Source organism: Caldicellulosiruptor obsidiansis OB47, assembly GCF_000145215.1.
In the GTDB taxonomy this organism is placed as follows: Bacteria; Bacillota; Thermoanaerobacteria; order Caldicellulosiruptorales; family Caldicellulosiruptoraceae; genus Caldicellulosiruptor; species Caldicellulosiruptor obsidiansis.
In genome coordinates this window covers 1,416,222-1,438,019 of sequence record NC_014392.1, presented here as the reverse complement: position 1 = coordinate 1,438,019, position 21,798 = coordinate 1,416,222, and the positions used below count along the sequence as shown (strand labels likewise).

Sequence of the window (21,798 nt, the reverse complement as noted above, 5' to 3'; positions counted from 1 at the left end):
AAGGTAACGGAGGATTTGTTACATGGAAAAGTTAAAAATCTGTCTTGTTGGATGTGGGAGAATATCATTCAAACATGCTGAGGCTTATGCCAACAACTATGACCAGCTTGAGGTTGTGGGATTTTGTGACTTAGATAGCCAGAAAGCTTTGAGGACAAGACGAAAGTATTATGAACTGCTTGCAACCAAAGGAATTGAAATAAAAAAGGATATACCCATATACACCGATTATATAAAGATGTTAAAAGATCAAGAATGTGACGTAGTTGACATAGCAACATACAGTGGATGCCATGCTGAGCAGACACTTGTTGCTTTGGATTTTAACAAGCATGTGATTGTAGAAAAGCCCATGGCACTTTCAATAGAAGATGCAGATTTGATGATTAAAAAAGCAAGAGAAAAGAAAAAAGTACTTGGTGTATGTCTGCAAAACAGGTTTAATAAAAGTGTGCAAAAACTTAAAAGTACCATCGACAGTGGCAAATTCGGCAAGATACTGTACGCTGTTGCAAGTATTAGATGGAATAGAAACAATGAATACTACAGACAAGATAGCTGGAGAGGCACATGGGAACAAGATGGTGGTGCGCTTATGAACCAATGTACCCACAACATTGACCTTTTACAATGGATAATAGGTTCTGAGGTTGACGAGATTTATGGTGATATAGAAACATTTTTAAGACCGATTGAAGCAGAAGATACAGGATTTGCTATCTTGAAATTCAAAAGTGGGGCAAGAGGAATTGTTGAAGGGACTACATGTGTTTGGCCTTCAAATTTGGAAGAGACGCTCAGCGTATTTGGTCAAACAGGCACAGCAGTGCTTGGTGGTACATCGGTTAACAGAATTGTTGTGTGGCGTGTGCCTGATGAGGATGAAAAAGAGGCTTTAGAAAAGTTTGCCGAAAATCCAGACAATGTATACGGGTTTGGTCACACTCCTCTTTTCAGGGATGTTATTGAAGCCATCAAAAGCGGACGGAATCCACTGGTAACTGGAGAGGAAGGTAAAAAGTCGCTTGAGATAATCTTGGGTATTTATAAATCAGCAATTGAGAAAAGACCTGTAAAACTGCCTGTTACCAACTTTTCAACAATGAATATGAAAAACAGTTATGAAAGGCAGAGATTAGTAAGATGAGATTTATAAGTGAGAAAGCAAAAATAGCTGAAGACGTTGAAATGGGCTATTTTGTTGTGATAGAAGATGATGTTAAGATAGGTAGCGGATGCAAGATTGGTCACAACGTAATTATAAAAAAAGGAAGCATTATAGGAGACAATGTCGAAATTTCTGATGGGACAATTATAGGAAAATCTCCTCAAAAGGCTATTGCGAGCAAAACCACAGAAGAAATTGTTCTTCCACCCGCTAAAATAGGCAACAACGTCAAGATTGGAGCAAATAGCATAATCTATAGAGGTGCTTTTATTTCAGACAATGTCTTTATAGCTGATCTTGTGACAATAAGAGAAAATGTAAGTATTGGTGAATACACCATTATAGGTCGTGGTGTTAGCATAGAAAACAAAACAATTATTGGAAGCTATTGCAAAATAGAGACAAATGCATATATCACTGCTCTTTCAGAGATTGAAGATTGGGCGTTTATTGCACCGTGTGTTGTTACCTCAAACGATAATTTTGCGGGAAGAGGGAAGGACAGGGCAAAGTATTTCAAAGGTGTTACAGTGAAACGAGGTGGCAGGATAGGTGCAAATGCAACTGTGCTTCCCGGCAAGGTTATTGGAGAAGAAGGGTTTGTAGGTGCCGGTAGTGTTGTTACAAAAGATGTCATGCCAAGAAAGATTGTTGTGGGAAATCCTGCAAGGGAGATAAAAGATGTGCCGGCTGATCAGTTACTTGAAAACCAATAAGTATGAATTTTTGCTTGCTGTAGGTGCTGCTGCTACTATGCAATTTGTTAGATATTCGTATTTTCCTGTATATTTGTTCTTCTTGGTGGTATTTTTTACAGCCTTTTATGTCTATAAACTGAAAATAAAATTTGACATTTTGAATTTTGTTCCTATGTTTTTTTATGTGGGCCTTGCATTGATTTCTCTCTTGTTACTAAATGTCAGTTTAGACAAGGACAAGGCTATTATAGGTGTAATAAATGCTTTTGTATTCCCAGCAATATTTTATATCTTCCTCATTTCATGTAACGAAGATTGCATTTTGAAAACAGAAAAAATATGGTTGTTTTTATTAGCAATTGCTTCAGTTGTATGTATTTTTGAATTTTTATACTATATAGCTTTCAAAAGTTTTAGAGAGAGAACTATTTCAATCTTTTTTAATCCAAATATATTTGCGTTTTTTTTAGTTATGGTTTATCCGCTTGTGATAAACAAGTTAGAAGACGAAAAGTCAAAACTTTTGTTATCACTTTTAATATTTATAGAAATCTTACTTTCTGGGTCAAGGACAGGGTTTGTAGTATATATATTTGAGTTTCTTCTTATAAATATTTACCTTATTAGAAAAAATATCTTACCAGTTTTCTTGGCACTGACTGGTATAGTGACTATTTTTCTACCTAAAATTCTTTACAGAATTCCAAAACTAAATGATATAACAAATCCTAAGACAGCTGTGGGGCAGAGAGTTTTTGTAATTGAGTTTGTCTTAAGATATTTTTCACACAAAAGCTTGTTCGAAGGAATAGGAGCAGGTCAATTTGAATTATTTTTTAGAAAATTAAAAGCGCCGGGTATAGTTGCACTTCACTCGGCACATAATTTGTTTTTAAATACCCTCATTGAATATGGTATAATAGGATATATGATTTTGGTTTTTATAGTTTATTTTTCGGTTTTTCTTTCTGCATATAATTTTTTTAAACACAAAGAAGAATATGATAGAAATATTCTTATTGGATTTATTCTTATAACCATTTTTCAGATGTTTGATATGGCTGAAATTACAAATAGTAGGATGCTGTTAATTAACATGTTATATACATTTTATCTTTTCTTGCCTATTTACAGATTTAAAAGGTGGAGAGCTACAGATGGAGAATGCATTTAGAGTTAGATTGAAGCAGCAGGTTATTCCAGCTATTTTGTACTTGACCTTTTTGAGTGGTTTTTTTGGAAGTACGCTTGCGTATCCAAAGTTGAGCTACCTTTTTGCATATAGAATATTTTTGGCATTTTTGTTTTTTTTCATTTTTATTGACTTGATGTTAAATGGGATTGAGCTGAAAAGTTTTCTTAACTTTTCGACTTTTTTTCTAATAGGGTGGTGTGCCTACTCACTTTTAAGTTTTTTATGGGCTCAGAATGTAAAAAGTGCAGTGAGGGACCAGATTTTTTTAACAATCAATATATTTGTGATATTGATATTTATGTATTACTCAAAATATCTTAGATGGGATGTTTTTGAAAAAATAATATTGATTTCATTTATAATCCATCTTGCTGTAGGCTATTTAGAAGTAGTGACTGACAAACATTTGTGGACATCTAAGGTACCTTTATATAATCTTCATAGAACTCCTTCAACCTTTTTTGCAAATCCAAACGATTTTGCAACTTATTTAGTTTTATATTTGCCTTTTATTTTAGCTGTTGCGGTAAACAAGAGTGATAATAATTTTTTCAAAAAGTGGGCAGCCTTTTTAGGCGCAGTTTTGGCTATCCCACTTTTGATTCTTACCACAAGCAGAGCAAATTACATAGGATTTTTGTTAGCTTTGTTTATTTATTTTCTATTAGCTGGTAAAGACCAGAAAAAGAGTCTTCTACAGTATGGGGCTATATTTTTATTTTTTTTAATGCTTATAACAGGTTTTAGACTGGACTTTGGAGCGTTTAATAAGGCAGTTGAAATGATAAAAATTCAGATTTCTTCGCTTGTTGATTTTTCCCAGGCTTATCTTTCATCTAATGTGCGGCGAGAACTTTTGATTGTGTATGGTCTTTCGTTTTTGTATGACTATCTCTTTTTTGGAGTTGGTTCAGGCAACAGCAGGGTTTTGATGGAAAAGGTAAAACAGTATACTGTAAATGTTGAACTTCATAATTGGTTTTTGGATGTTCTTGTGTGTTACGGCGTGATAATATTCATCTTGTATCTTATTTGGATAGTCTATATACTTTACAATCTTTTTAAAATAAAAAAGAGCAGTAATACTTTAAACCTACCAACAATCCCTTTAATAAGCTCTATTTCTGCCTTTTTTATATCAAGCATAAGTTCATCAAAGATGATTGAGATGAGGATAATGTGGTTTGTATTTGCACTTTCGCTGTTTGTTTTAGCAAAGTCAAAAAAAGAAGAAGGAGAGTATTGAGTTTGAAAAAGGTGCTGGTTTTATCTTCTGCCCATCCATGGGATGATGAAAGAGTGTTCAACAAGATAACCAAGAGTCTTTCGAAAAAGTATGAAACAGCCCTATGTGCTGTTGCAGACAAGCAATTTTTTGAAGTGGACCAAATAAAGATTTTTGGACTTCCAAAATTACCCCGCTCAAGAAGATATAAAAATTATTTAAAAATCATAAAGATAATTAAGGAATTTAAACCTGACATCATTCACTTTCATGACCCTGACCTTTTGGTTTTATCCTTGTACTTTAAGTTTTTCTTAAAGAAAAAAGTGATATATGACGTGCATGAGGACTATCCTTTGGCTTTCAAAGACAGAAGATATTTTCCAGGGCCGTTTACCATGCTGTTTTCAATACTTTTTAATCTTGCCGAAAAAACTATAAGCAGACTTTTAGACGGTGTTGTGACTGTTACAGAAGACATATATTTAAAATTTAATTGCAAGAACAAGGAGGTTATCAAAAATTATCCTGTTGCTGAGACATTTTTGGAAGAAAAAGATGACACTGTTGATGGAACCTTAAACCTCATATATATAGGAAGCGTTTCGCAAAACAGAGGAATAACAAACTTGATCTTAGCAGTGAAAAGTTTGCATGAACTTGACATAAGATTAGACATTGTTGGTCCTGCTGAAAATCAAAAATACTTTGAAGAGATAAAGAAATACGAAGATGAAAAAATAAAGATATGGGGGAGAGTTCCTAAAAAAGATATTCCTGGAATTTTAAAAAATGCACATGTTGGGTTTGTAACGCTTTTGCCTCTTTCGCGGTATAAAACTTCACTTCCTTTGAAACTTTTTGAATACATGGCTGCAAAGGTAGCTGTTATTGCTTCAGATTTTGAACTTTGGAGAAGAATAGTTGAAGAAGCAGACTGTGGTGTTTTAGTTGACCCTACAGATATTCAGTCTATCTGTCAAGCTATATTGTTTTTTTACAACAACAGAGACCAGATAATAAAGAAAGGTTTAAATGGTCATAAGGCATTTATGGAAAAGTACAACTGGGCAAAAGAGGAGAAAAAACTTTTTCAATTTTACGAAAGAATTGTAGAGTATTGAAAAAGTGCGGGGAAGGAGAAACAAGATTGGTATGGAAAGGACAAGAAATAAAAAGATTGTGATTTCAATTATAATTTCAATTTTGCTTATATGTGTAGCTGTGGGTGGGTACATTTACAAGGTTTTTGTTATTGATGCAAAACATATTGAGAAGGTTTTCACAAAAAAAACGCAAACATCTAAAATCTCCTCTTTAAAGTATCCTTTTGATGACAGTAGTGTGAACATTTTGATTGTGGGACTTGACAAGGCAAGCAACAGAACATTGTACGATATGCACCGAACAGACACAATTTTGTTTATAAACATTAATTTCAAAGATAAAAAAGTTAAAGGAATTTCTATTCCAAGAGATACACTTACGCAAATATACAAAGTTGAAAAATGGGACAAGATTAACAGTGCATTTGGTTATGGAGGAGGAGAGAAAAAAGAAGGTTTTATATATACAATGGAAACTGTGAGCAAACTCTTGGGTGGGATGCCGGTTGATTATTACGTTGGATTTGACCTTGATGCTATAAGAAAGGTTGTAAACATATTGGGCGGTGTTTATGTCAATGTTGAGGTACCAGTGAGGGTAAAAACAAAGTGGGTGGACATTGATTTAAAACCGGGGTATCAGAAACTGAATGGCATAGAAACTCTTTATTATGCGCTTTGGAGAAAAACTCCTGGTGGTGACATAGACAGGATAAAAAGAGATAAAGAGCTAATTCTTTCGGTTTTTCAGCAGCTTAAAGAAAGTAATAAGATAATAAAACTGCCAGAAATATATTGGAAGATAAGAAAACACTTTTTTACCAATCTTTCTCTTCAGCAGATAACATCGCTTGCTTATTTTGCCCAGAGCATGAACAAAGAAGATATGATATTTGAGAGTATTCCTGGCACTTATTTTAACTATGCCGGAGTGAGCTACTGGAAACCAGATTATGAAGGGATAAAAAAGCTTGTAAAGGACCTTCTTGGCTATGACATTGAAATAGACCTTCAGCTTCCTGAAAGATTTAAATATACACCGCGAATTGTAAAACATAAGACCAGTAATTCTTCCCCAAAAACTGTAAAGCAAAGTTTACAGACTACAAGCCAAGGACACCAGAAAACAACAGAAGAGCAAACTCAGCAAAGTAGTTCAATTGATACTTCCTTGCCTGCACAAAATTCAGATAATCCTTCAACTGGGAATACTACTGCCCAGACCCAGCAATCTTCGCAAGCACTGGAAAGTCAGCAAACTTTGCCACCCGAAAATACTCAAGATAGCTTGTACAAAAATCAAGGTCAGACTTCAGCAGTCCAAAGTGATTCTTCACCCTCTACAAACTCAGATGTAAATACAAATGTTTATAGTGAGGGCAGGTAGTAAGAATTTTTGACAAAAACTTTTAAATTGGATATACTTTATTTATGTAAAGTTATTGTAAGATAGCATGGGGTGGCAATGAATGTATAAGGTAGGAGATACTATAATACACCCTTTGCATGGAGCAGGCAGGATAGTTGAGATAGTTGAGGAGAAGGTTTTCGATAGTGTTCAGAAATATTATGTGGTAAAAATATTGTACAATGGAATGAAGGTACTGGTGCCTGTCAAAAGCGCATCAGAGATTGGTATTCGGAACGTGATTTCTGAAGAGGAAGCAAACAGGGTATTTGAACTTTTGAAAGACAACAGTTTTAAGGTTGACATAAACAGCTGTGGAAATTATAACAAGCGAATAAGAGAAAATCAGCAAAAGCTAAAGAGCGGAAATATTTACTGCGTTGTAGAAGTTTTAAAGATGCTTGCAATGAGAGAAAAAATAAAAGGACTTTCGACAAACGAAAAGATGATGTTCAACACTGCAAAACAGATTTTAGTAAGTGAGCTTGGACTTGCGAAAGGTCTTGACATGGAAGAAGTTGAGAGGATAGTTGACAGTATTTTATTTGAGCTTGAGACGGCAGAGTAAGGGGGAAGTTTTTGGTGGCAGGATTTTTTGGATTCTTTGATTATACAAAGCCTGGGCCGGGTGTACCAGAAAACGAGCCTCCAAAATCAAAGTTTATAGTATTTTTTGAAGTACTTGCGAGAAAGTTTTGGAAACTGTGCTGGTTAAATATTTTATACTTTCTTGTTTCATTACCAATATTAATATTGCTCTACTTTATAATTGGCAATTATATAGCTCCTATTATCCAGTCTGCAACAAAAGGAGCTGGAAACATAAAAGATATTCAGTCACTTCAAGGTTTTTTGATGACAGCTTTCGGCTTGACACTTTTAAGTGGATTTATGGTGTTTGGTATAGGACCAACAACTGCAGGTTTTACGTATATTGTGAGGAACTTTGCAAGGGAAGAACATGCGTGGGTTACAAGTGATTTTTTTGAACATACAAAAAAGAACCTCAAAGAAGGAATAATAAGTTTTATAACAGATTTGTTGGTGTTGTGGATATTTTCTGTAGCTATACGATTTTATTCAGTTCAAAGTCTTAAATATCCCAGTGTAGGAATTATAAAGTACTTTTTGGTATTTACACTTTTTATCTATTTCATGATGCACATATATATCTATCCCATGATGGTAACATACAACCTGAAAGTGAGACACATTTATAAAAATGCTTTTATCTTCACCATTTTAAAACTTCCTCATACTATCGGAATGTTTTTGTTGTTGGCAACAGTATGGCTGCTTCCTTTCCTACTTTTATTTGTGACACGATTTATACCGGTGCTACTTCTTTATCCCTTGATATGGGTGAGCATAATTGGGCTTGCCCAAAATTTCTACACAAACTATATCTTTGGAATATATCTCAATCCCCAAAAGGAAAATGAAGAGCAGCATGAAAGTCAAGAAAATACTGAACTTTCTTCCGACAAAGATGATGACAGTCACAGCAAAGATAGTGTATAATATATAATACTGCGCAAAAATTTAATATGCGAAGGGAGGTTGTTTCTTTATGGAACCAGTACTTGTCTACAACAGAAGGGACGTATTTACAAAGAGCAATTTAAACAAACTCAGAAAAGAAGGATACATCCCTGCTGTTGCGTATGGTGATGACATAAAGAGCCTTCCTGGGTATGTTTCTAAAAAGGAGTTTGAAAAATTATATCATCAAAAAGGTTTGGCCGGTAAGATAAAGATTTCAATTGATGGGAAAGAGAGAACTGCTCTTATAAAAGAGGTTCAGACACATTATACAAAAGGGAATATAATTCATGTGGATTTTCAAATACTTTCTGAAAACAAGCCTATCTATGTTGAGGTGCCAATTATATTTGAGAACGCAGAGATTTTGAAATCAAGAGGACTTGTGCTTCAAAGACAGATGGACACAGTAGAAATAGAAGGGCTTCCTAAGGATATTCCAGAGCATTTGGTAATTGACTTGATGGGCTATGAAAAGCCTACAGCTATAAAGTTGAGAGATATAAAACTTCCAGAGGGAATCAAAATAACAGAAGATTTAGATGAGGTTGTTGCAGTAATTGACGTAAGTGAAATTACAGAAGAAGCAGAGGCTGAGGAGAAGAAAGAAGAGACTTCTTCAAACGGATGAAGTAAAAAAGAAAAGTGAAAGTATAAACTACAAAAATCAGCAATACAAAAAAATAAAGGGGCTTTTTCAGGTATCTGGACAGCCCCTTTATTCTTTTTTATACCATATTATTTATAATGATTTCAAAAATTTTTTTAGATTATCAATTTGCCTTTTTACACTCTCCAGCGAAGTTCCGCCATAGCTTTTTCTCCGGTTTACGCAGGTTTCAATCTTTATATATTGATACACATCCTCCCGAATCTTCTCACAGAATCTTTTATATTCCTCTAACGATAAGTCTTCCAATGTTTTGCTACTTTCAATACAGTACTTTACAATGTTTCCTACAATAAAGTGGGCATCTCTAAAAGCTACTCCTTTTGTAACTAAGTAATCTGCAAGGTCTGTTGCATTGATAAATCCAGATTTGCACGATATTGCCATATTTTCTTTGTTAACTTTGAGAGTTTTGAGTATTTCATTTATTATTACTAAGCTCATTTCTACTGTTTCGATGGAATCAAATAAAAATTCTTTGTCTTCCTGCAAATCCTTGTTGTATGAAAGAGGCAGACCTTTTAGTACTGTTAAAAGTCCAATCAAGTTTGCATATACTCTTCCTGTCTTGCCGCGGATTAACTCTAAAGCGTCCGGATTTTTCTTTTGAGGCATGATGCTGCTGCCTGAGCAGAAACTATCGTCAAGTTCAATAAATTTAAATTCATCAGTATTAAAAATAATAAAATCTTCTGCAAGTCGTGACAAATGCATCTGAATCATGGCAAGTGAAAATAACATATCAAGAACAAAATCCCTTTCAGAGACAGTGTCAATACTGTTCTCTGTCACGCTCTCAAAACCAAGTTCATTTGCCACAAAAAATCTGTCTATATCAAATGTGGTCCCTGCCAAAGCAGCACTGCCAAGAGGACTGATGTTTATTATGCTGTAGTTTTGTCTTAATCTTAACAAATCTCTTTTTAGCATTTGGGCATATGCAAGAATGTAGTGAGAAAAAAGTATGGGCTGAGCCTTTTGCAGATGAGTAAACCCTGGCATAATTACATCAATATTTTCTTCAGCTAAGTTTACAATAGTGTTTATTAGCATTTTTATTAGTTCTTGAAGATGTAAATTCTTTTCACGACAGAATAATCTCTCGTCAAGAACAACTTGGTCGTTTCTGCTTCTGGCTGTGTGGACTTTTTTGCCAACCTCTCCTATTCTTTTTATTAGTTCTTTTTCAATAAGCATGTGTACATCTTCATCAGAAATTTCATATTTGATTTTTCCTGATTTAAAGTCTTCTAATATTTGATAGAGAGCATCTATGATAAGTTTTGCCTCATCCTCAAGGATAATATTACACTTTGCAAGCATTTTAACGTGGGCAGTAGACCCAAGGATGTCGTATTCAAAGAGTTTTATATCAGTCATGATAGAAGCATTAAAAAGGTCAAAAATCTGCGATGTAGACTTTGAGAACCTGCCTTCCCAGAGCTTCAGTTTACTCATCCTCCTTTCTGTTTACCATTCCAAATACTCTCAAAGGCAAGCCAAATAAGTTAATAAATCCTTCTGCATCTTTTTGATTATACATCTGGTCTTCTTCAAATGTTGCGAGGTCTTTGATGTACAATGAGTTTGGTGATTTTGAACCAGCAGAGTAAATATTGCCTCTGTACAGCACAAGTTTTACTGTGCCATTTACAACTTCTTGGGTTTTGTCAACAAATGCTGAGAGTGCTTCTCTTAACGGTGAAAACCAAAGCCCGTCATAAACAAGTTCAGCAAACCTAATTGCAATCATGTCTTTGAAATGCAAAGTAGCTCTGTCAAGGCAGAGGTATTCCAATTCCCTGTGAGCATAATAAAGAATTGTTCCGCCAGGTGTTTCATACACGCCGCGCGATTTCATTCCAACAAGCCTGTTTTCAACTATATCCGCAATGCCAATTCCATGATTTGCCCCTATTTTGTTCAAAGTTTTCAAAAGTTCAACTCCATTCATTTTTTGCCCGTTTACCTTCACAGGAATTCCTTTTTCAAATTCAATCTCCACAGTCTCTGGAGAGTCAACAAGTTTAAGAGGATTTTTTGTAATTTTTAACACCTTATCGAAGTCAGGCATATTCCAAGGGTCTTCTAAGTCGAGTCCCTCGTGAGAAAGATGCCATATATTTCCGTCCATACTGTAACTTTCTTCTTTTTTGAAAGGAATATCTATGCCTTTTTGAGCAAGGTAATTTAGTTCATCCTCGCGCGATTTTAAATTCCATATTCGCCAAGGAGCTATTATCTTTATTTGTGGCATAAGCGCTTTAATTGTCACTTCAAATCTTACCTGGTCGTTTCCTTTTCCTGTTGCACCGTGTGCTATTGCCTCGGCGTTTTCTTTTTTTGCGATATTGACCAGTTTCTTGGCAATTAAAGGTCTTGCCATTGATGTTCCAAGAAGATATTTGCCCTCATAAATAGCTCCAGCTTTCAAAGTGGGGAATATATATTCATTCACAAACTCTTCTTTAGCATCTTCAATGTAAACCTTTGAAGCACCCGTCTTGTAAGCTCTTTCTTTTATGGTTTCAAAGTCATCTTCCTGTCCTACATCAACAACAACAGCAATTACTTCACAGTTAAAGTTTTCTTTGAGCCAGGGAATAATAACTGAGGTGTCAAGTCCGCCTGAATATGCTAAAACTACCTTGTTAAGTTTCATGCTCTTATCTCCCTTCATAATTGATTTTATAAAATTATACACCTAAATGAATAATTATGCAATGAGGCGATTCAAATTTTCTTGAGATTTAAAGGGATTTATTTTATTATAATATCTTAGATATAACGTATTTTTCAAGGAGTTTTTGTATGAGGGTAGCTCTATTTGGTGGTACTTTCAATCCCATTCATATTGGACATTTAATTATGGCGCAATATGTTTTGAATTTTTCACAAGTGCAAAAGGTTGTATTTGTTCCCAATGGACATCCTCCGCACAAGATTGAAGATGTAGCAGATGCGAGCGACAGGTTCGAAATGGTAAAAATTTCAATAGAAGATAATCCATATTTTGATATAAGCGACTTTGAAATCAAAAAAAGTGGACCAAGCTGGACTATAGATACGCTTAAGTATTTTTCATCTATTTATGAAAGAGTGTGTTTTATTATTGGAAGCGACAATCTTTCAGAGATAGTAAATTGGTACAAGGCAGAAGAGATTTTAAGAAGATACTCTCTTATTGTTCTTCCACGAGAAAGAGATTTGTGTGCGATAAAAAAGGAAATAGAAAAGCTTTCTTCTAAATATGCTCAAGAGATTACTTTGATTCAGATGCCTATTGTTGATATATCTTCAACAGAGATAAGAAAACTAATTCGCCAGAACAAAAGTATAAGATATATGGTTCATCCAAAGGTGGAAGAATATATTAAAAGAAAGGGGCTTTACAGAAGGTGAAAATTGAGCAGATTAAAGATAAATTAAAAGAGATATTAGATGAAAAAAGGTATCTGCATTCGCTTGGAACAATGGAGTATGCGGTAAAGCTTGCTGAAAGGTTTGGCGAAGATGTGCAAAAAGCAATGATTGCAGGACTTGTTCATGATGTTGCGAAGTGCCTTGATAAGCAGCAGTTGTTGAATTGTGCCTTGAAATCTGGTATAGTTATAGATAACATTATGCGCAGTCAAATAGAACTTTTGCACGGTCCTGCTGGAAGCTATTTAGCAAGACAGCTCTTTGGGATAGAAGATGTTGACATCTTAAATGCTATTGCATATCATACAACGGGAAGAGAAAATATGTCAAAGTTAGAAAAGATAATATATGTGGCTGATTTGATTGAACCTTCAAGACAATTTGAACATGTAGATAGGTTGAGGGAAAAATCATTTGAAGATTTAGAAAAAGCTGTTGTGATGGCCATGGACAATACTTTAAAGTATGTAATTGAATGTGGAGGTTTAATACATCCCAATACTATATATGCGAGAAATTGGCTTATATTACGAGAAAGCGGGGAAGTAAGGTGAAGAAGATACGAATCAAGAAAGAAGCAAAAATGTTTTTGGCATCTTTTTTGGCTACTGTAGCAGTTATATTTTTGCTTATTCTTGCTACAGCTTTATATTACAAAAACACAAAAACACTTCCGCCAATAATAAATAGTCTCATTGAAAAGGTTACAAATACTGAGACAAACGGGCTTGAGAATAATTTGCCAATGAACATTTTAGTTCTTGGAGGAGATGAAAAAGAAGGTGGAAGGTCAGACACCATAATGCTTGTCCGTATCCAGAAAGATTTCCAACCAGTTATTATTTCTATTCCAAGGGATACAAGAGTAAAGATAGAGGGTATAAGAGGATATTCAAAAATCAATGCTGCATATGCCTATGGCAAGTCAAAGCTGGCCATAAAAACTGTAGAAGATCTTCTGGGCATAAAAATTGACAGATACGTTGCCCTAAATTATGAAGCGGTCAAAAAAATTGTTGACGCAGTTGGTGGAGTGGATGTTGAAGTTCCTTTCCATTTATACTATAAAGATACAACACCGGGCAAAGAGCTTTTTATAGATATCCCTGCCGGTCTTCAGCATTTAGATGGTGAAAAAGCAGTTGAGTTTTTGCGCTGGCGACACAACTCAAACGGCAAAGAGTATGGCAGAGGCGGGGATTTGGGTAGGATTGAGATGCAGAAAAAATTTGTGTTTGCTTTGATTGAGAAGGTATTAAAACCACAAAACCTTATAAAACTTCCAAGTATTATCCAGACAGCTACAAAATACGTGGATCACAGTTTTACAAGAGATGAAATGGTTTGGTTTATCCAAAATGCAGGTAAGTTCAGTAACCAAAATATAATGACAGCTGTGCTGCCTGGCTACCCTAAGTATATTGATAATGTTTCTTACTATATATTGGATGAAGAAAAGAGCAAACAACTAATTGAGGATCTAAATGAACCAGAGATAATAAAGGAAAATATAAAGATAAAAGTGATAGGAGAAAGTGGCAGCGAAAAGGCAGCTTTGCTCAAAAGCGAGCTTGAATCAAAAGGGTATGTAAATGTTGGGTTGGGGAGTCAAAAGAGTATTCAAAATGCTACAATTGAACTAAAGAGAATTAACAGAAAATATTTTGAGCAATTAAGAAATGACATTGATCTTTCAACTTTTCAGGTGGTTTATTCACCAGACTATGAGGAAAAGTATGATATTTATATTAAAGTAAAATAAAAAAAGGGGTGAAAAAAGTAAATTGGAACAAAAAATATATGAGATTGTAAAACTCTTATCTGACAAAAAAGCTCAGGATATAGTGGTTTTGGACATTTCAAAGCTAACCATAATAGCAGACTATTTTATTATATGCAGTGCTTCGAATGTTCAACACGTGAAAGCCATTGTGGATGAGATAGAAGAAAAAGAACCAGTGCATATTTTGAGAATTGAAGGCAAAGAGAGTTTCAGATGGGTTGTTGTAGATTTTGGCGATATAATTCTTCATATCTTCCACGAAAAAGAGAGAGAATTTTATAACCTTGAACGATTATGGATAGATGCTCAAAAGCTTGAGATTGCAGCATTGTAGTAATAACTAACTGATTCAAATGAAAAAATCAATGGAGGTATGAGAAATGGAATATAATTTTAAAGAGATTGAAAAGAAGTGGCAGCAAAAATGGTTTTCACAGAACAAATACAAAGTATCAGAGGACAGTCCAAAACCAAAATATTACGTCCTTGAGATGTTTCCATATCCTTCAGGAAAACTTCATATGGGGCATGTGAGAAACTATTCAATTGGTGATGTTTTTGCACGTTTTATGAGGTTAAAGGGCTACAACGTTTTGCATCCGATGGGTTGGGATGCGTTTGGTCTTCCCGCTGAAAATGCTGCTATAAAACACGGAATTCACCCTTCTGATTGGACATGGTCAAACATTGAGAATATGAAAAGGCAGCTTATAGAACTTGGAATTAGCTATGATTGGGATAGAGAAGTAGCTACATGTCATCCGGATTATTATAAATGGACTCAGTGGATGTTCTTGCAGTTTTATAAAGCTGGACTTGCTTATAGAAAGAGGTCATATGTGAACTGGTGTCCATCCTGTGAGACAGTGCTTGCAAATGAACAGGTTGTAAATGGAAGATGTGAAAGATGTAAATCACTTGTTGGTAAAAAAGATTTAGAGCAGTGGTTTTTTAGGATTACTAACTATGCCGAAAGGCTTTTACGTGATATAGAAAAACTTGATGGTTGGCCAGAGAAAGTAAAAATAATGCAGAAGAACTGGATAGGAAGAAGTGAAGGTGCAGAGATTGAGTTTGAAATTGAAGGCTTGGGTAAGAAAATAAAAGTGTTTACTACAAGGCCTGATACCCTTTTTGGTGTCACATACCTTGTTTTGGCTCCAGAACATCCTTTAACAAAGGAGATAATAGCAGGAAAACCTCAGGAGAAAGAGTGTCTTGAGTTTATTGAAAAGATGCAATATCTAAATGAGATTGAAAGAACTTCTACAGAGACAGAAAAAGAGGGAAGGTTTACTGGTGGGTATGCTATCCATCCTCTAACAGGTGAAAGAGTGCCAATATACATTGCAAACTATGTGCTGGTTGATTATGGAACAGGGGCTGTAATGGGTGTTCCAGCTCATGACCAGAGGGACTTTGAGTTTGCTAAAAAGTATAATCTTCCTATTAAAGTTGTGATAAAAGGTGAAGGTGTTGACATTGAAAATCTTCAGAGTGCTTATGAAGATGAGGGTGTTTTGATTAATTCTGGAATTTTTGATGGGCTTAAAAACACAGATGCTATGAAAAAGATAACACAGTACCTGGAACAAAAAGGTTTTGGCAGGGCATGCGTAACGTATAAACTCAGAGACTGGTTAATATCCAGGCAACGTTATTGGGGAGCTCCAATTCCTATTGTATATTGTGATGAATGTGGGATTGTTCCTGTACCTGAGGAAGATTTGCCTGTTTTGCTACCTTACAATGTTGAGTTCAAACCAACAGGCCAGTCACCACTTTCTTACTGTGAAGAGTTTGTTAACACCACATGTCCAAAGTGCGGAAGACCTGCAAAGAGAGAAACTGATACGATGGACACGTTTATATGTTCCTCGTGGTATTATTTTAGATACACAGACCCCAAAAATGATCAAAAACCTTTCGAAAAATCGCTTGTTTCTTACTGGCTTCCTGTTGACCAGTATATTGGCGGGGTTGAACATGCTATATTGCATCTTCTATATTCGAGGTTCTTTACAAAGGTGCTATATGACCTTGGCTATGTACCTTTTGAAGAGCCTTTCAAGAACCTCTTGACGCAAGGCATGGTGTTAAAAGATGGAGCAAAGATGTCAAAATCGCTTGGAAATATAGTCAGTCCTGAAGACATAGTAGAAAAGTATGGAGCTGACACAGCAAGGCTGTTTATACTCTTTGCTGCACCGCCAGAGAGAGATTTAGAGTGGTCAGACCAAGGGGTTGAAGGATGTTTTAGGTTTTTAAATAGGCTGTGGAGACTTTATATAGAACTTAAAAATAAACTTGCAGATGATAATCTTGTTGGTGAGTCTGAACTTGACGATGAACTAAGATATAGATTAAATTATACAATTAAAAAGGTCACAGAGGATATAGGAGAGAGGTTCAACTTTAACACTGCTATCAGTACTATCATGGAACTTTTAAATTTCTTGTATGAGTATAAGGAGAGTGAAAAATTAAATAAAGATTTGATTATAGATACACTCAGGAATTTATTAATATTGATTTATCCATTTACACCTCACATTGCATGTGAGCTATGGGAGATTATGGGGTTTGGTGAGGACATTGAAGAGGTAAGCTGGCCACAGTATGATGAAGCTGCTCTTGTTCGAAAGAACGTAGAGATTGCTATTCAGGTAAATGGCAAGGTGAGGTCGAGGATGAATATCTCTGTAGATATGACCGAAGATGAAGTAAAACAGGCAGTTTTGAATGACCAAAAACTGAAATCACTTTTGGATGGAAAAGAAATTGTGAAATTTGTGTACGTAAAAAATAGACTTGTTAACATCGTGGTGAAATAAAATAAAAGAGGGCATTTTGAGATATGCCCTCTTTTATTTTAATCTTCTGTTGTGCAAGTTTGAAAAGTCTATCGTTTTTGTTGCTCTGAGCTTAAGTCGGGCTCTTCTGCGCTTGAATCTAATTATGGTTATTATTGTGAAAAGGAGTACAAGTAAAATAGCTCCAATCAAAAGTTCTATCACTATTTTAGTGCCCTTTATCAACCCTTTTTTTACATTCTGGAGAATTTTCTTTGCAGGCTGTATCTCATAACTCTCATATGATAACACAGGAATTGAGTTTATAAGATGCCCTTTGCTGTATATATATACATTTCCAATTACTGTATCTTTATATATAGGAATTTTAAGGTCTTTTGAAAAATCTACAGTATAAGTAAAATTGGATTCTGCTGGAGAATAAACATTTTGAAGAACATAAACGGGGATTTTGAGATACCCATCCAGCCATTTATGGTTTGTTTCGTCTATTAATACCTTTCCGACAATTTGATTCTCTGAAAAAAGTTTCTCTCTTTTAAAGTTGTTAAAGCCGTAATTAAATAGCTTAATTGCGTCTGAAAAAGCATCTTCAGAAAAGAGAATAATAGCAATAAGTTCTATGTCGTCTTTTTTAGCAGAGGCAATTAAGCATCTTTTTGCCTGGGCTGTATACCCTGTTTTTATTCCTGTTGCATATGGGTAATAATATTTAGAGTTTTTTCGCAAAAGCTTGTTTATATTATAAATTATCTGCCACTCAGGTTTTTTATGCATTGAGGCAGTTGTTATTCTATATTCAACTGTAGAAAATATCTTTCTTAACATTTCATTTTGATAAGCCTGTCTTGCAATAAGGCTCAAATCATAAGCAGTTGTATAGTGTTCAGGCGAATGAAGTCCATTTGGATTTACAAAATGAGAATTTTTAGCTCCAATACTTTTGGCATATTCATTCATTTTCTTTACAAATTCGGGGATACTACCTGCTATATTTTCAGCAATCACGTTAGCTGCGTCATTTGCAGATATCAAAAGCATTGCATAAAGAAGGTCCTGGAAAGATATAGTCTCACCTGGATTCAAATAATAACTGCTACTTCCTGGTTCAATCATTGTGGCTTTTGAAGAAACTTTAAATATCTTGTTAAGATCATGTTCATATGATATAGCAACAAGTGCTGTGAGAACCTTGGTAGTGCTTGCAGGAAAGCATCTTAGATTAGGGTTTTTTTCAAATAAAATCTGCCCCGTATGTGCTTCCACTAAAATGGCTGACTTTGCGCTCAAGCCAAGTTTGTCTGTGGACTCTTGCTGTGAGTATGTATACAAGGGGTATGTAAAAAGTATTGCAAAAAAAAGTGCTGAGATAATTAGATATAAGACTACCTTTTTTAGAAACTGAGACATTAAATACTGTCACCGCCTTTAAAAGTTTTGTGTGCATGTGATAAAATAAGTATATATTATGACCAGCTTTTATGTCAATTGCTGGACTTCTGGCAAAACTTTTTATTATCCTGTCAGGTACCACAATCAAAAAAGAAGGTGATACAAAATGTCTGTATTTACAAAAAAAGAAAAAGTTATGATTGTGATTATTGCTGTACTTCTTATGCTCAATATATACCAGTATTTTACACACAATAGTTTTTCGAACAAAAGCACCGGAGAAGTGGTTACCATTGAGGCGCAAGAAGGCGACAATGACATTGTGAAGAATGAGAGTAGAAAGACAGCTGAGACAAATATCCAAGATTCTCAGCAAAAATATGTTGTCTATGTGTGCGGAAACGTAAAAAATCCAGGAGTTTATGAGCTTTTGCCAGGCAGCAGAATAAACGATGCCTTGATTTTGGCGGGTGGAGCTTTGCCTGGAAGTGACCTGAATTCAATTAATCTTGCCGAGAAAATTTCTGATGGGCAAAAGATTTATATTCCAAAGATGGGCGAAGTGCAGTCGCAAAGCAGTTTGTCTTCTTCTACAGATGGGACAGCACAAGAGACTGTGTCTGCAGGTGAAGGAAAAATAAACATCAATACTGCCACAAAGGAGGAGTTGAAAACTCTTGATAGAATTGGTGATAAACTTGCTGAAAGGATAATAGAATATAGACAAAACCATGGTCCTTTTAAAAGTATTGAGGAGATAAAAAACGTGAACGGTATCGGGGAGAAGATATTCGAGAGTATTAAGGATTTCATCACAGTGCAATAAATCAATTGACAAAACTCAAATAAAAGTTTATAATACAACCGTTATGATACGAGGTGACTGTAAAGATGAGATTAGATGTATCAAAATTAAAAACAAATGGTGACTCTGAAGAGTTTGAATTTTGTGAATCTTGGGAAAAGCTCGAATTTAGAGGTGATATTTTATTTTTTGTTGAACCTGTCTATTTTTATGGAGTAGCTACAAAGAAGGGAAATTTAATTGAGGTCAGTGGCAATGTTAAAACAAAACTAAAAACTATATGTTACAGATGTACAGATGATGCTTATGTTGAAGTTGACGTTCCTTTTTATGAAGAGTACTCCAATAGAGAAGATACTACAGATGATGAAGTAATTAAGTTTGAAGATGATGTCATTGAATTTGATGATAGCATTGTTGCAACAATTGTTTTGTATTTGCCAATGAAGTACTTGTGCAGAGAAGACTGCAAGGGGCTTTGTCCGGTGTGTGGGACAAACCTAAATGTGAGTTCATGTTCATGTGAAAAAGATGATATTGACCCGAGACTGAGCATTTTAAAAACTCTTATCAATCAATTGGATACAGATGAGAAAAAGGAGGTGTGAAAGGAAATGGCACAACCAAAAAGAAGATGGTCAAAACAAAGAACACATAAACATAGAGCAAATTGGAAATTGGAAATTCCAAATCTTGTAGAGTGTCCACAGTGTCATGAGATGAAACTTCCTCACAGAGTATGTCCAAATTGTGGATATTATAGAAATAGAAAAGTTGTAAACCAAGACTAACAAAATAGCCCTGATTTATTTTCAGGGCTATTTTACTTTGAGTACATAAAAGGTATTTCAATTGTAATAAAAAAGTGATAAATTAATAGAAAAGGGTGATAAAAACTGGTCAAACGAAAAATAAGAAAGGTTATAGGAATCAGGCGAAAATTAGTTGAACCAAGGAAAAAGTTATATCTTGATATATTGGTATACAGAAACCTAAAAAAACTTCTTTCAACCTTTGAGTTTCAAACCATCTTCATTTACATGAGCCTTCCATATGAAGTTGATACCAAAAGAATTATGGAATATCTTCTCAAAAAAAATAAAAAGGTGTATGTACCCAAAGTTGTAAATAGTGCAGAAATGGTGGCGTGTGAGTATAAAGGAGAAAATAAACTTCACAGAAATAAGCTTGGTATCTTAGAACCGTCAAGCACACAGCAGATACCTCCATCACAAATAGATGTCTGTATTGTACCCATTGTTGCGTTTGACAAGGATTTAAACAGGGTGGGGTTTGGCAAGGGTTACTACGATAGGTTTTTGAAAAAGGCAGCTCAACATTGTGTAAAGGTTGGGGTTGCTTACCATTTTCAAAAGGTAAAAAAAATCAGAGCAGAGGAGCATGATGTAAAGCTTGATGTGATTGTGACTGACAGGCTTGTCTTGTTACAAAAAAATTCATATAGGGGAGAATATGATGAGAAGGATACTACTTAAAAATGCAAAAGAGGGTATGGTGCTTGCACGGGACATATACAGTGAGGATGGAAAGGTTTTGATTGCAAGTGGTCAGAAACTCACAAATGGTGTTATAAAAAGGTTAAAAGAATTTGGAGTTTATGACATTTACATTGTAGATGACAATACCGAGATTTACATAGAGGATGTTATAACCAAAGAGATAAAAGAAGAAGCATTTGAGATTGTAAATGATGTTTTTTCATCAAAATATATAAATACTCAAGAAGTTACTCCGGAAATTAAGGAGCTTGTTAGCAAAATAATTTCTTCTCTTTTAAACCAAAAAGAGATTATTTTAAACCTATGTGATATACGTACAGTTGGGAACTATACACTTTTTCATTCACTCAACACAACAGTGCTCTCAATTCTGATTGGGATAAAACTGGGATATGATTTTGATAAACTCATGGTACTTGGTATGGGCACTTTACTTCATGATATTGGTAAGATAAAAATTCCCAAAAATATTTTGAGCAAGAGAGGACCTCTTCAGGAAAAGGAATATGAGATGATAAAGATGCACACAATTGTTGGATATGATATCTTGAGCTCTGAGTACAAATTTGAACAGAATGTTGCAGAGATTGCACTTTTCCATCACGAAAGATTAGATGGCAGTGGTTATCCGTTTGGCAAAACCAGAGATGAAATCCCGCAAATGGCTAAAATTGTAGCTGTGGCAGATGTGTTTGACGCTTTAGTTAGTGACAGAGAATTTAGAAAGCGATTAAAACCTCACATGGCAATAGAATATCTGCTAAATTCATGTTCAACACATTTTGATAGTTATATCGTTTCCAAGTTTGTCACATTTATTTCTCTTTTTCAGATAGGAACACCTGTTGTGCTCAATACTCGAGAAAAAGGAATAGTTGTGCACAACAATCCTAAGTTTCCATCCAGACCAATTGTTAGAATTTTTTATGATAGTGAAGGTAAAAGGCTTGCATTTCGCAAGGATATAGATTTGGCTTTGAATTTCCACTATTATATTGTTGATGTGTTAGATGATTTAGAGATATAAAACCAGGAAAGAAGAAAGGTGCA

General features: G+C 34.9%; 22 protein-coding genes. 19 read left to right on the top strand and 3 right to left on the bottom strand.

The genetic code is table 11. The features are described from left to right. Window positions 1-22 precede the first annotated feature (22 nt). From COB47_RS06640 to COB47_RS06600, 9 genes are all read left to right on the top strand, one after another. Window positions 23-1,147, top strand: coding sequence for a Gfo/Idh/MocA family protein (locus COB47_RS06640; RefSeq protein ID WP_013290607.1), 1,125 nt, complete (start codon window positions 23-25; stop codon window positions 1,145-1,147). After that, window positions 1,144-1,884 carry an acyltransferase gene (locus COB47_RS06635; RefSeq protein ID WP_013290606.1) on the top strand — a complete coding sequence of 247 codons (741 nt, stop codon included), beginning with the start codon at window positions 1,144-1,146 and terminating at the stop codon, window positions 1,882-1,884. Before COB47_RS06640 ends, COB47_RS06635 begins: the two co-directional genes overlap by 4 nt. Continuing rightward, window positions 1,850-3,040, top strand: a complete 1,191-nt coding sequence (locus COB47_RS06630) for an O-antigen ligase family protein (RefSeq protein WP_013290605.1) — start codon at window positions 1,850-1,852, stop codon at window positions 3,038-3,040. Before COB47_RS06635 ends, COB47_RS06630 begins: the two co-directional genes overlap by 35 nt. Further along, window positions 3,024-4,307 carry an O-antigen ligase family protein gene (locus COB47_RS06625; protein ID WP_013290604.1) on the top strand — a complete coding sequence of 428 codons (1,284 nt, stop codon included), beginning with the start codon at window positions 3,024-3,026 and terminating at the stop codon, window positions 4,305-4,307. Before COB47_RS06630 ends, COB47_RS06625 begins: the two co-directional genes overlap by 17 nt. Before the next feature lie 2 nt (window positions 4,308-4,309). Next, the gene (locus COB47_RS06620) at window positions 4,310-5,410 is read left to right on the top strand and encodes a glycosyltransferase family 4 protein (protein WP_013290603.1); all 1,101 of its coding nucleotides are present in this window, start codon (window positions 4,310-4,312) and stop codon (window positions 5,408-5,410) included. Window positions 5,411-5,441: 31 nt separating this feature from the next. Further along, window positions 5,442-6,779: an LCP family protein gene (locus COB47_RS06615; RefSeq protein WP_013290602.1), complete on the top strand. Its 1,338-nt coding sequence runs from the start codon at window positions 5,442-5,444 to the stop codon at window positions 6,777-6,779. Between the two features lie 82 nt (window positions 6,780-6,861). Continuing rightward, window positions 6,862-7,368, top strand: coding sequence for a CarD family transcriptional regulator (locus tag COB47_RS06610; RefSeq protein WP_013290601.1), 507 nt, complete (start codon window positions 6,862-6,864; stop codon window positions 7,366-7,368). A gap of 14 nt (window positions 7,369-7,382) precedes the next feature. Then, entirely contained in the window at window positions 7,383-8,321 is a 939-nt protein-coding gene (locus COB47_RS06605; RefSeq protein ID WP_013290600.1) for a YesL family protein, read from the top strand. 49 nt (window positions 8,322-8,370) lie between these two features. After that, the gene (locus tag COB47_RS06600; RefSeq protein ID WP_013290599.1) at window positions 8,371-8,973 is read left to right on the top strand and encodes a 50S ribosomal protein L25/general stress protein Ctc; all 603 of its coding nucleotides are present in this window, start codon (window positions 8,371-8,373) and stop codon (window positions 8,971-8,973) included. Window positions 8,974-9,084: 111 nt separating this feature from the next. Here COB47_RS06600 and argH read toward each other — a convergent pair whose 3' ends face one another. Continuing rightward, entirely contained in the window at window positions 9,085-10,461 is a 1,377-nt protein-coding gene (argH, locus tag COB47_RS06595) for an argininosuccinate lyase (protein WP_041742751.1), read from the bottom strand. 1 nt (window position 10,462) lies between these two features. Then, the gene (locus COB47_RS06590) at window positions 10,463-11,674 is read right to left on the bottom strand and encodes an argininosuccinate synthase (RefSeq protein ID WP_013290597.1); all 1,212 of its coding nucleotides are present in this window, start codon (window positions 11,672-11,674) and stop codon (window positions 10,463-10,465) included. Between the two features lie 149 nt (window positions 11,675-11,823). On the opposite strand from COB47_RS06590, the gene nadD reads away from it, so the two are divergent. From nadD to leuS, 5 genes are read left to right on the top strand one after another with little or no spacing between them, the layout of a single operon-like run. Beyond that, complete coding sequence (gene nadD, locus COB47_RS06585; RefSeq protein WP_013290596.1) at window positions 11,824-12,414, top strand: nicotinate (nicotinamide) nucleotide adenylyltransferase; 591 nt, start codon at window positions 11,824-11,826, stop codon at window positions 12,412-12,414. Further along, window positions 12,411-12,989, top strand: a complete 579-nt coding sequence (gene yqeK / locus COB47_RS06580; RefSeq protein ID WP_013290595.1) for a bis(5'-nucleosyl)-tetraphosphatase (symmetrical) YqeK — start codon at window positions 12,411-12,413, stop codon at window positions 12,987-12,989. The genes nadD and yqeK overlap by 4 nt, the downstream gene beginning before the upstream one ends. Beyond that, on the top strand, window positions 12,986-14,197 hold the full coding sequence (locus COB47_RS06575; RefSeq protein ID WP_013290594.1) for an LCP family protein: 1,212 nt from the start codon (window positions 12,986-12,988) through the stop codon (window positions 14,195-14,197). Before yqeK ends, COB47_RS06575 begins: the two co-directional genes overlap by 4 nt. A 22-nt stretch (window positions 14,198-14,219) precedes the next feature. Continuing rightward, window positions 14,220-14,552, top strand: coding sequence for a ribosome silencing factor (gene rsfS / locus COB47_RS06570; protein ID WP_013290593.1), 333 nt, complete (start codon window positions 14,220-14,222; stop codon window positions 14,550-14,552). A gap of 46 nt (window positions 14,553-14,598) precedes the next feature. Continuing rightward, the gene (gene leuS, locus COB47_RS06565) at window positions 14,599-17,052 is read left to right on the top strand and encodes a leucine--tRNA ligase (protein WP_013290592.1); all 2,454 of its coding nucleotides are present in this window, start codon (window positions 14,599-14,601) and stop codon (window positions 17,050-17,052) included. Window positions 17,053-17,085: 33 nt separating this feature from the next. Here leuS and COB47_RS06560 read toward each other — a convergent pair whose 3' ends face one another. Continuing rightward, window positions 17,086-18,441 (bottom strand): D-alanyl-D-alanine carboxypeptidase family protein, encoded by a 1,356-nt coding sequence (locus COB47_RS06560; protein WP_013290591.1) that lies wholly within the window; start codon window positions 18,439-18,441, stop codon window positions 17,086-17,088. Between the two features lie 148 nt (window positions 18,442-18,589). On the opposite strand from COB47_RS06560, the gene COB47_RS06555 reads away from it, so the two are divergent. From COB47_RS06555 to COB47_RS06535, 5 genes are all read left to right on the top strand, one after another. After that, window positions 18,590-19,249 (top strand): helix-hairpin-helix domain-containing protein, encoded by a 660-nt coding sequence (locus COB47_RS06555; RefSeq protein ID WP_013290590.1) that lies wholly within the window; start codon window positions 18,590-18,592, stop codon window positions 19,247-19,249. Between the two features lie 65 nt (window positions 19,250-19,314). After that, window positions 19,315-19,836, top strand: a complete 522-nt coding sequence (locus tag COB47_RS06550; protein WP_013290589.1) for a YceD family protein — start codon at window positions 19,315-19,317, stop codon at window positions 19,834-19,836. Window positions 19,837-19,842: 6 nt separating this feature from the next. After that, entirely contained in the window at window positions 19,843-20,019 is a 177-nt protein-coding gene (gene rpmF / locus COB47_RS06545; protein ID WP_013290588.1) for a 50S ribosomal protein L32, read from the top strand. Between the two features lie 105 nt (window positions 20,020-20,124). Next, on the top strand, window positions 20,125-20,724 hold the full coding sequence (locus COB47_RS06540) for a 5-formyltetrahydrofolate cyclo-ligase (RefSeq protein ID WP_013290587.1): 600 nt from the start codon (window positions 20,125-20,127) through the stop codon (window positions 20,722-20,724). After that, window positions 20,705-21,775, top strand: coding sequence for an HD-GYP domain-containing protein (locus COB47_RS06535; RefSeq protein WP_013290586.1), 1,071 nt, complete (start codon window positions 20,705-20,707; stop codon window positions 21,773-21,775). The genes COB47_RS06540 and COB47_RS06535 overlap by 20 nt, the downstream gene beginning before the upstream one ends. The last annotated feature ends 23 nt before the right edge of the window (window positions 21,776-21,798 follow it).

Bases quoted from the DNA above. Each gene is read 5' to 3' on its own strand.
- COB47_RS06640 (WP_013290607.1), top strand. From the start codon at position 23: ATGGAAAAGTTAAAAATCTGTCTTGTTGGATGTGGGAGAATATCATTC.
- COB47_RS06635 (WP_013290606.1), top strand. From the start codon at position 1,144: ATGAGATTTATAAGTGAGAAAGCAAAAATAGCTGAAGACGTTGAAATG.
- COB47_RS06630 (WP_013290605.1), top strand. From the start codon at position 1,850: ATGTGCCGGCTGATCAGTTACTTGAAAACCAATAAGTATGAATTTTTG.
- COB47_RS06625 (WP_013290604.1), top strand. From the start codon at position 3,024: ATGGAGAATGCATTTAGAGTTAGATTGAAGCAGCAGGTTATTCCAGCT.
- COB47_RS06615 (WP_013290602.1), top strand. From the start codon at position 5,442: ATGGAAAGGACAAGAAATAAAAAGATTGTGATTTCAATTATAATTTCA.
- COB47_RS06610 (WP_013290601.1), top strand. From the start codon at position 6,862: ATGTATAAGGTAGGAGATACTATAATACACCCTTTGCATGGAGCAGGC.
- COB47_RS06600 (WP_013290599.1), top strand. From the start codon at position 8,371: ATGGAACCAGTACTTGTCTACAACAGAAGGGACGTATTTACAAAGAGC.
- COB47_RS06590 (WP_013290597.1), bottom strand. From the start codon at position 11,674: ATGAAACTTAACAAGGTAGTTTTAGCATATTCAGGCGGACTTGACACC.
- nadD (WP_013290596.1), top strand. From the start codon at position 11,824: ATGAGGGTAGCTCTATTTGGTGGTACTTTCAATCCCATTCATATTGGA.
- leuS (WP_013290592.1), top strand. From the start codon at position 14,599: ATGGAATATAATTTTAAAGAGATTGAAAAGAAGTGGCAGCAAAAATGG.
- COB47_RS06560 (WP_013290591.1), bottom strand. From the start codon at position 18,441: ATGTCTCAGTTTCTAAAAAAGGTAGTCTTATATCTAATTATCTCAGCA.
- COB47_RS06555 (WP_013290590.1), top strand. From the start codon at position 18,590: ATGTCTGTATTTACAAAAAAAGAAAAAGTTATGATTGTGATTATTGCT.
- COB47_RS06550 (WP_013290589.1), top strand. From the start codon at position 19,315: ATGAGATTAGATGTATCAAAATTAAAAACAAATGGTGACTCTGAAGAG.
- rpmF (WP_013290588.1), top strand. From the start codon at position 19,843: ATGGCACAACCAAAAAGAAGATGGTCAAAACAAAGAACACATAAACAT.
- COB47_RS06535 (WP_013290586.1), top strand. From the start codon at position 20,705: ATGAGAAGGATACTACTTAAAAATGCAAAAGAGGGTATGGTGCTTGCA.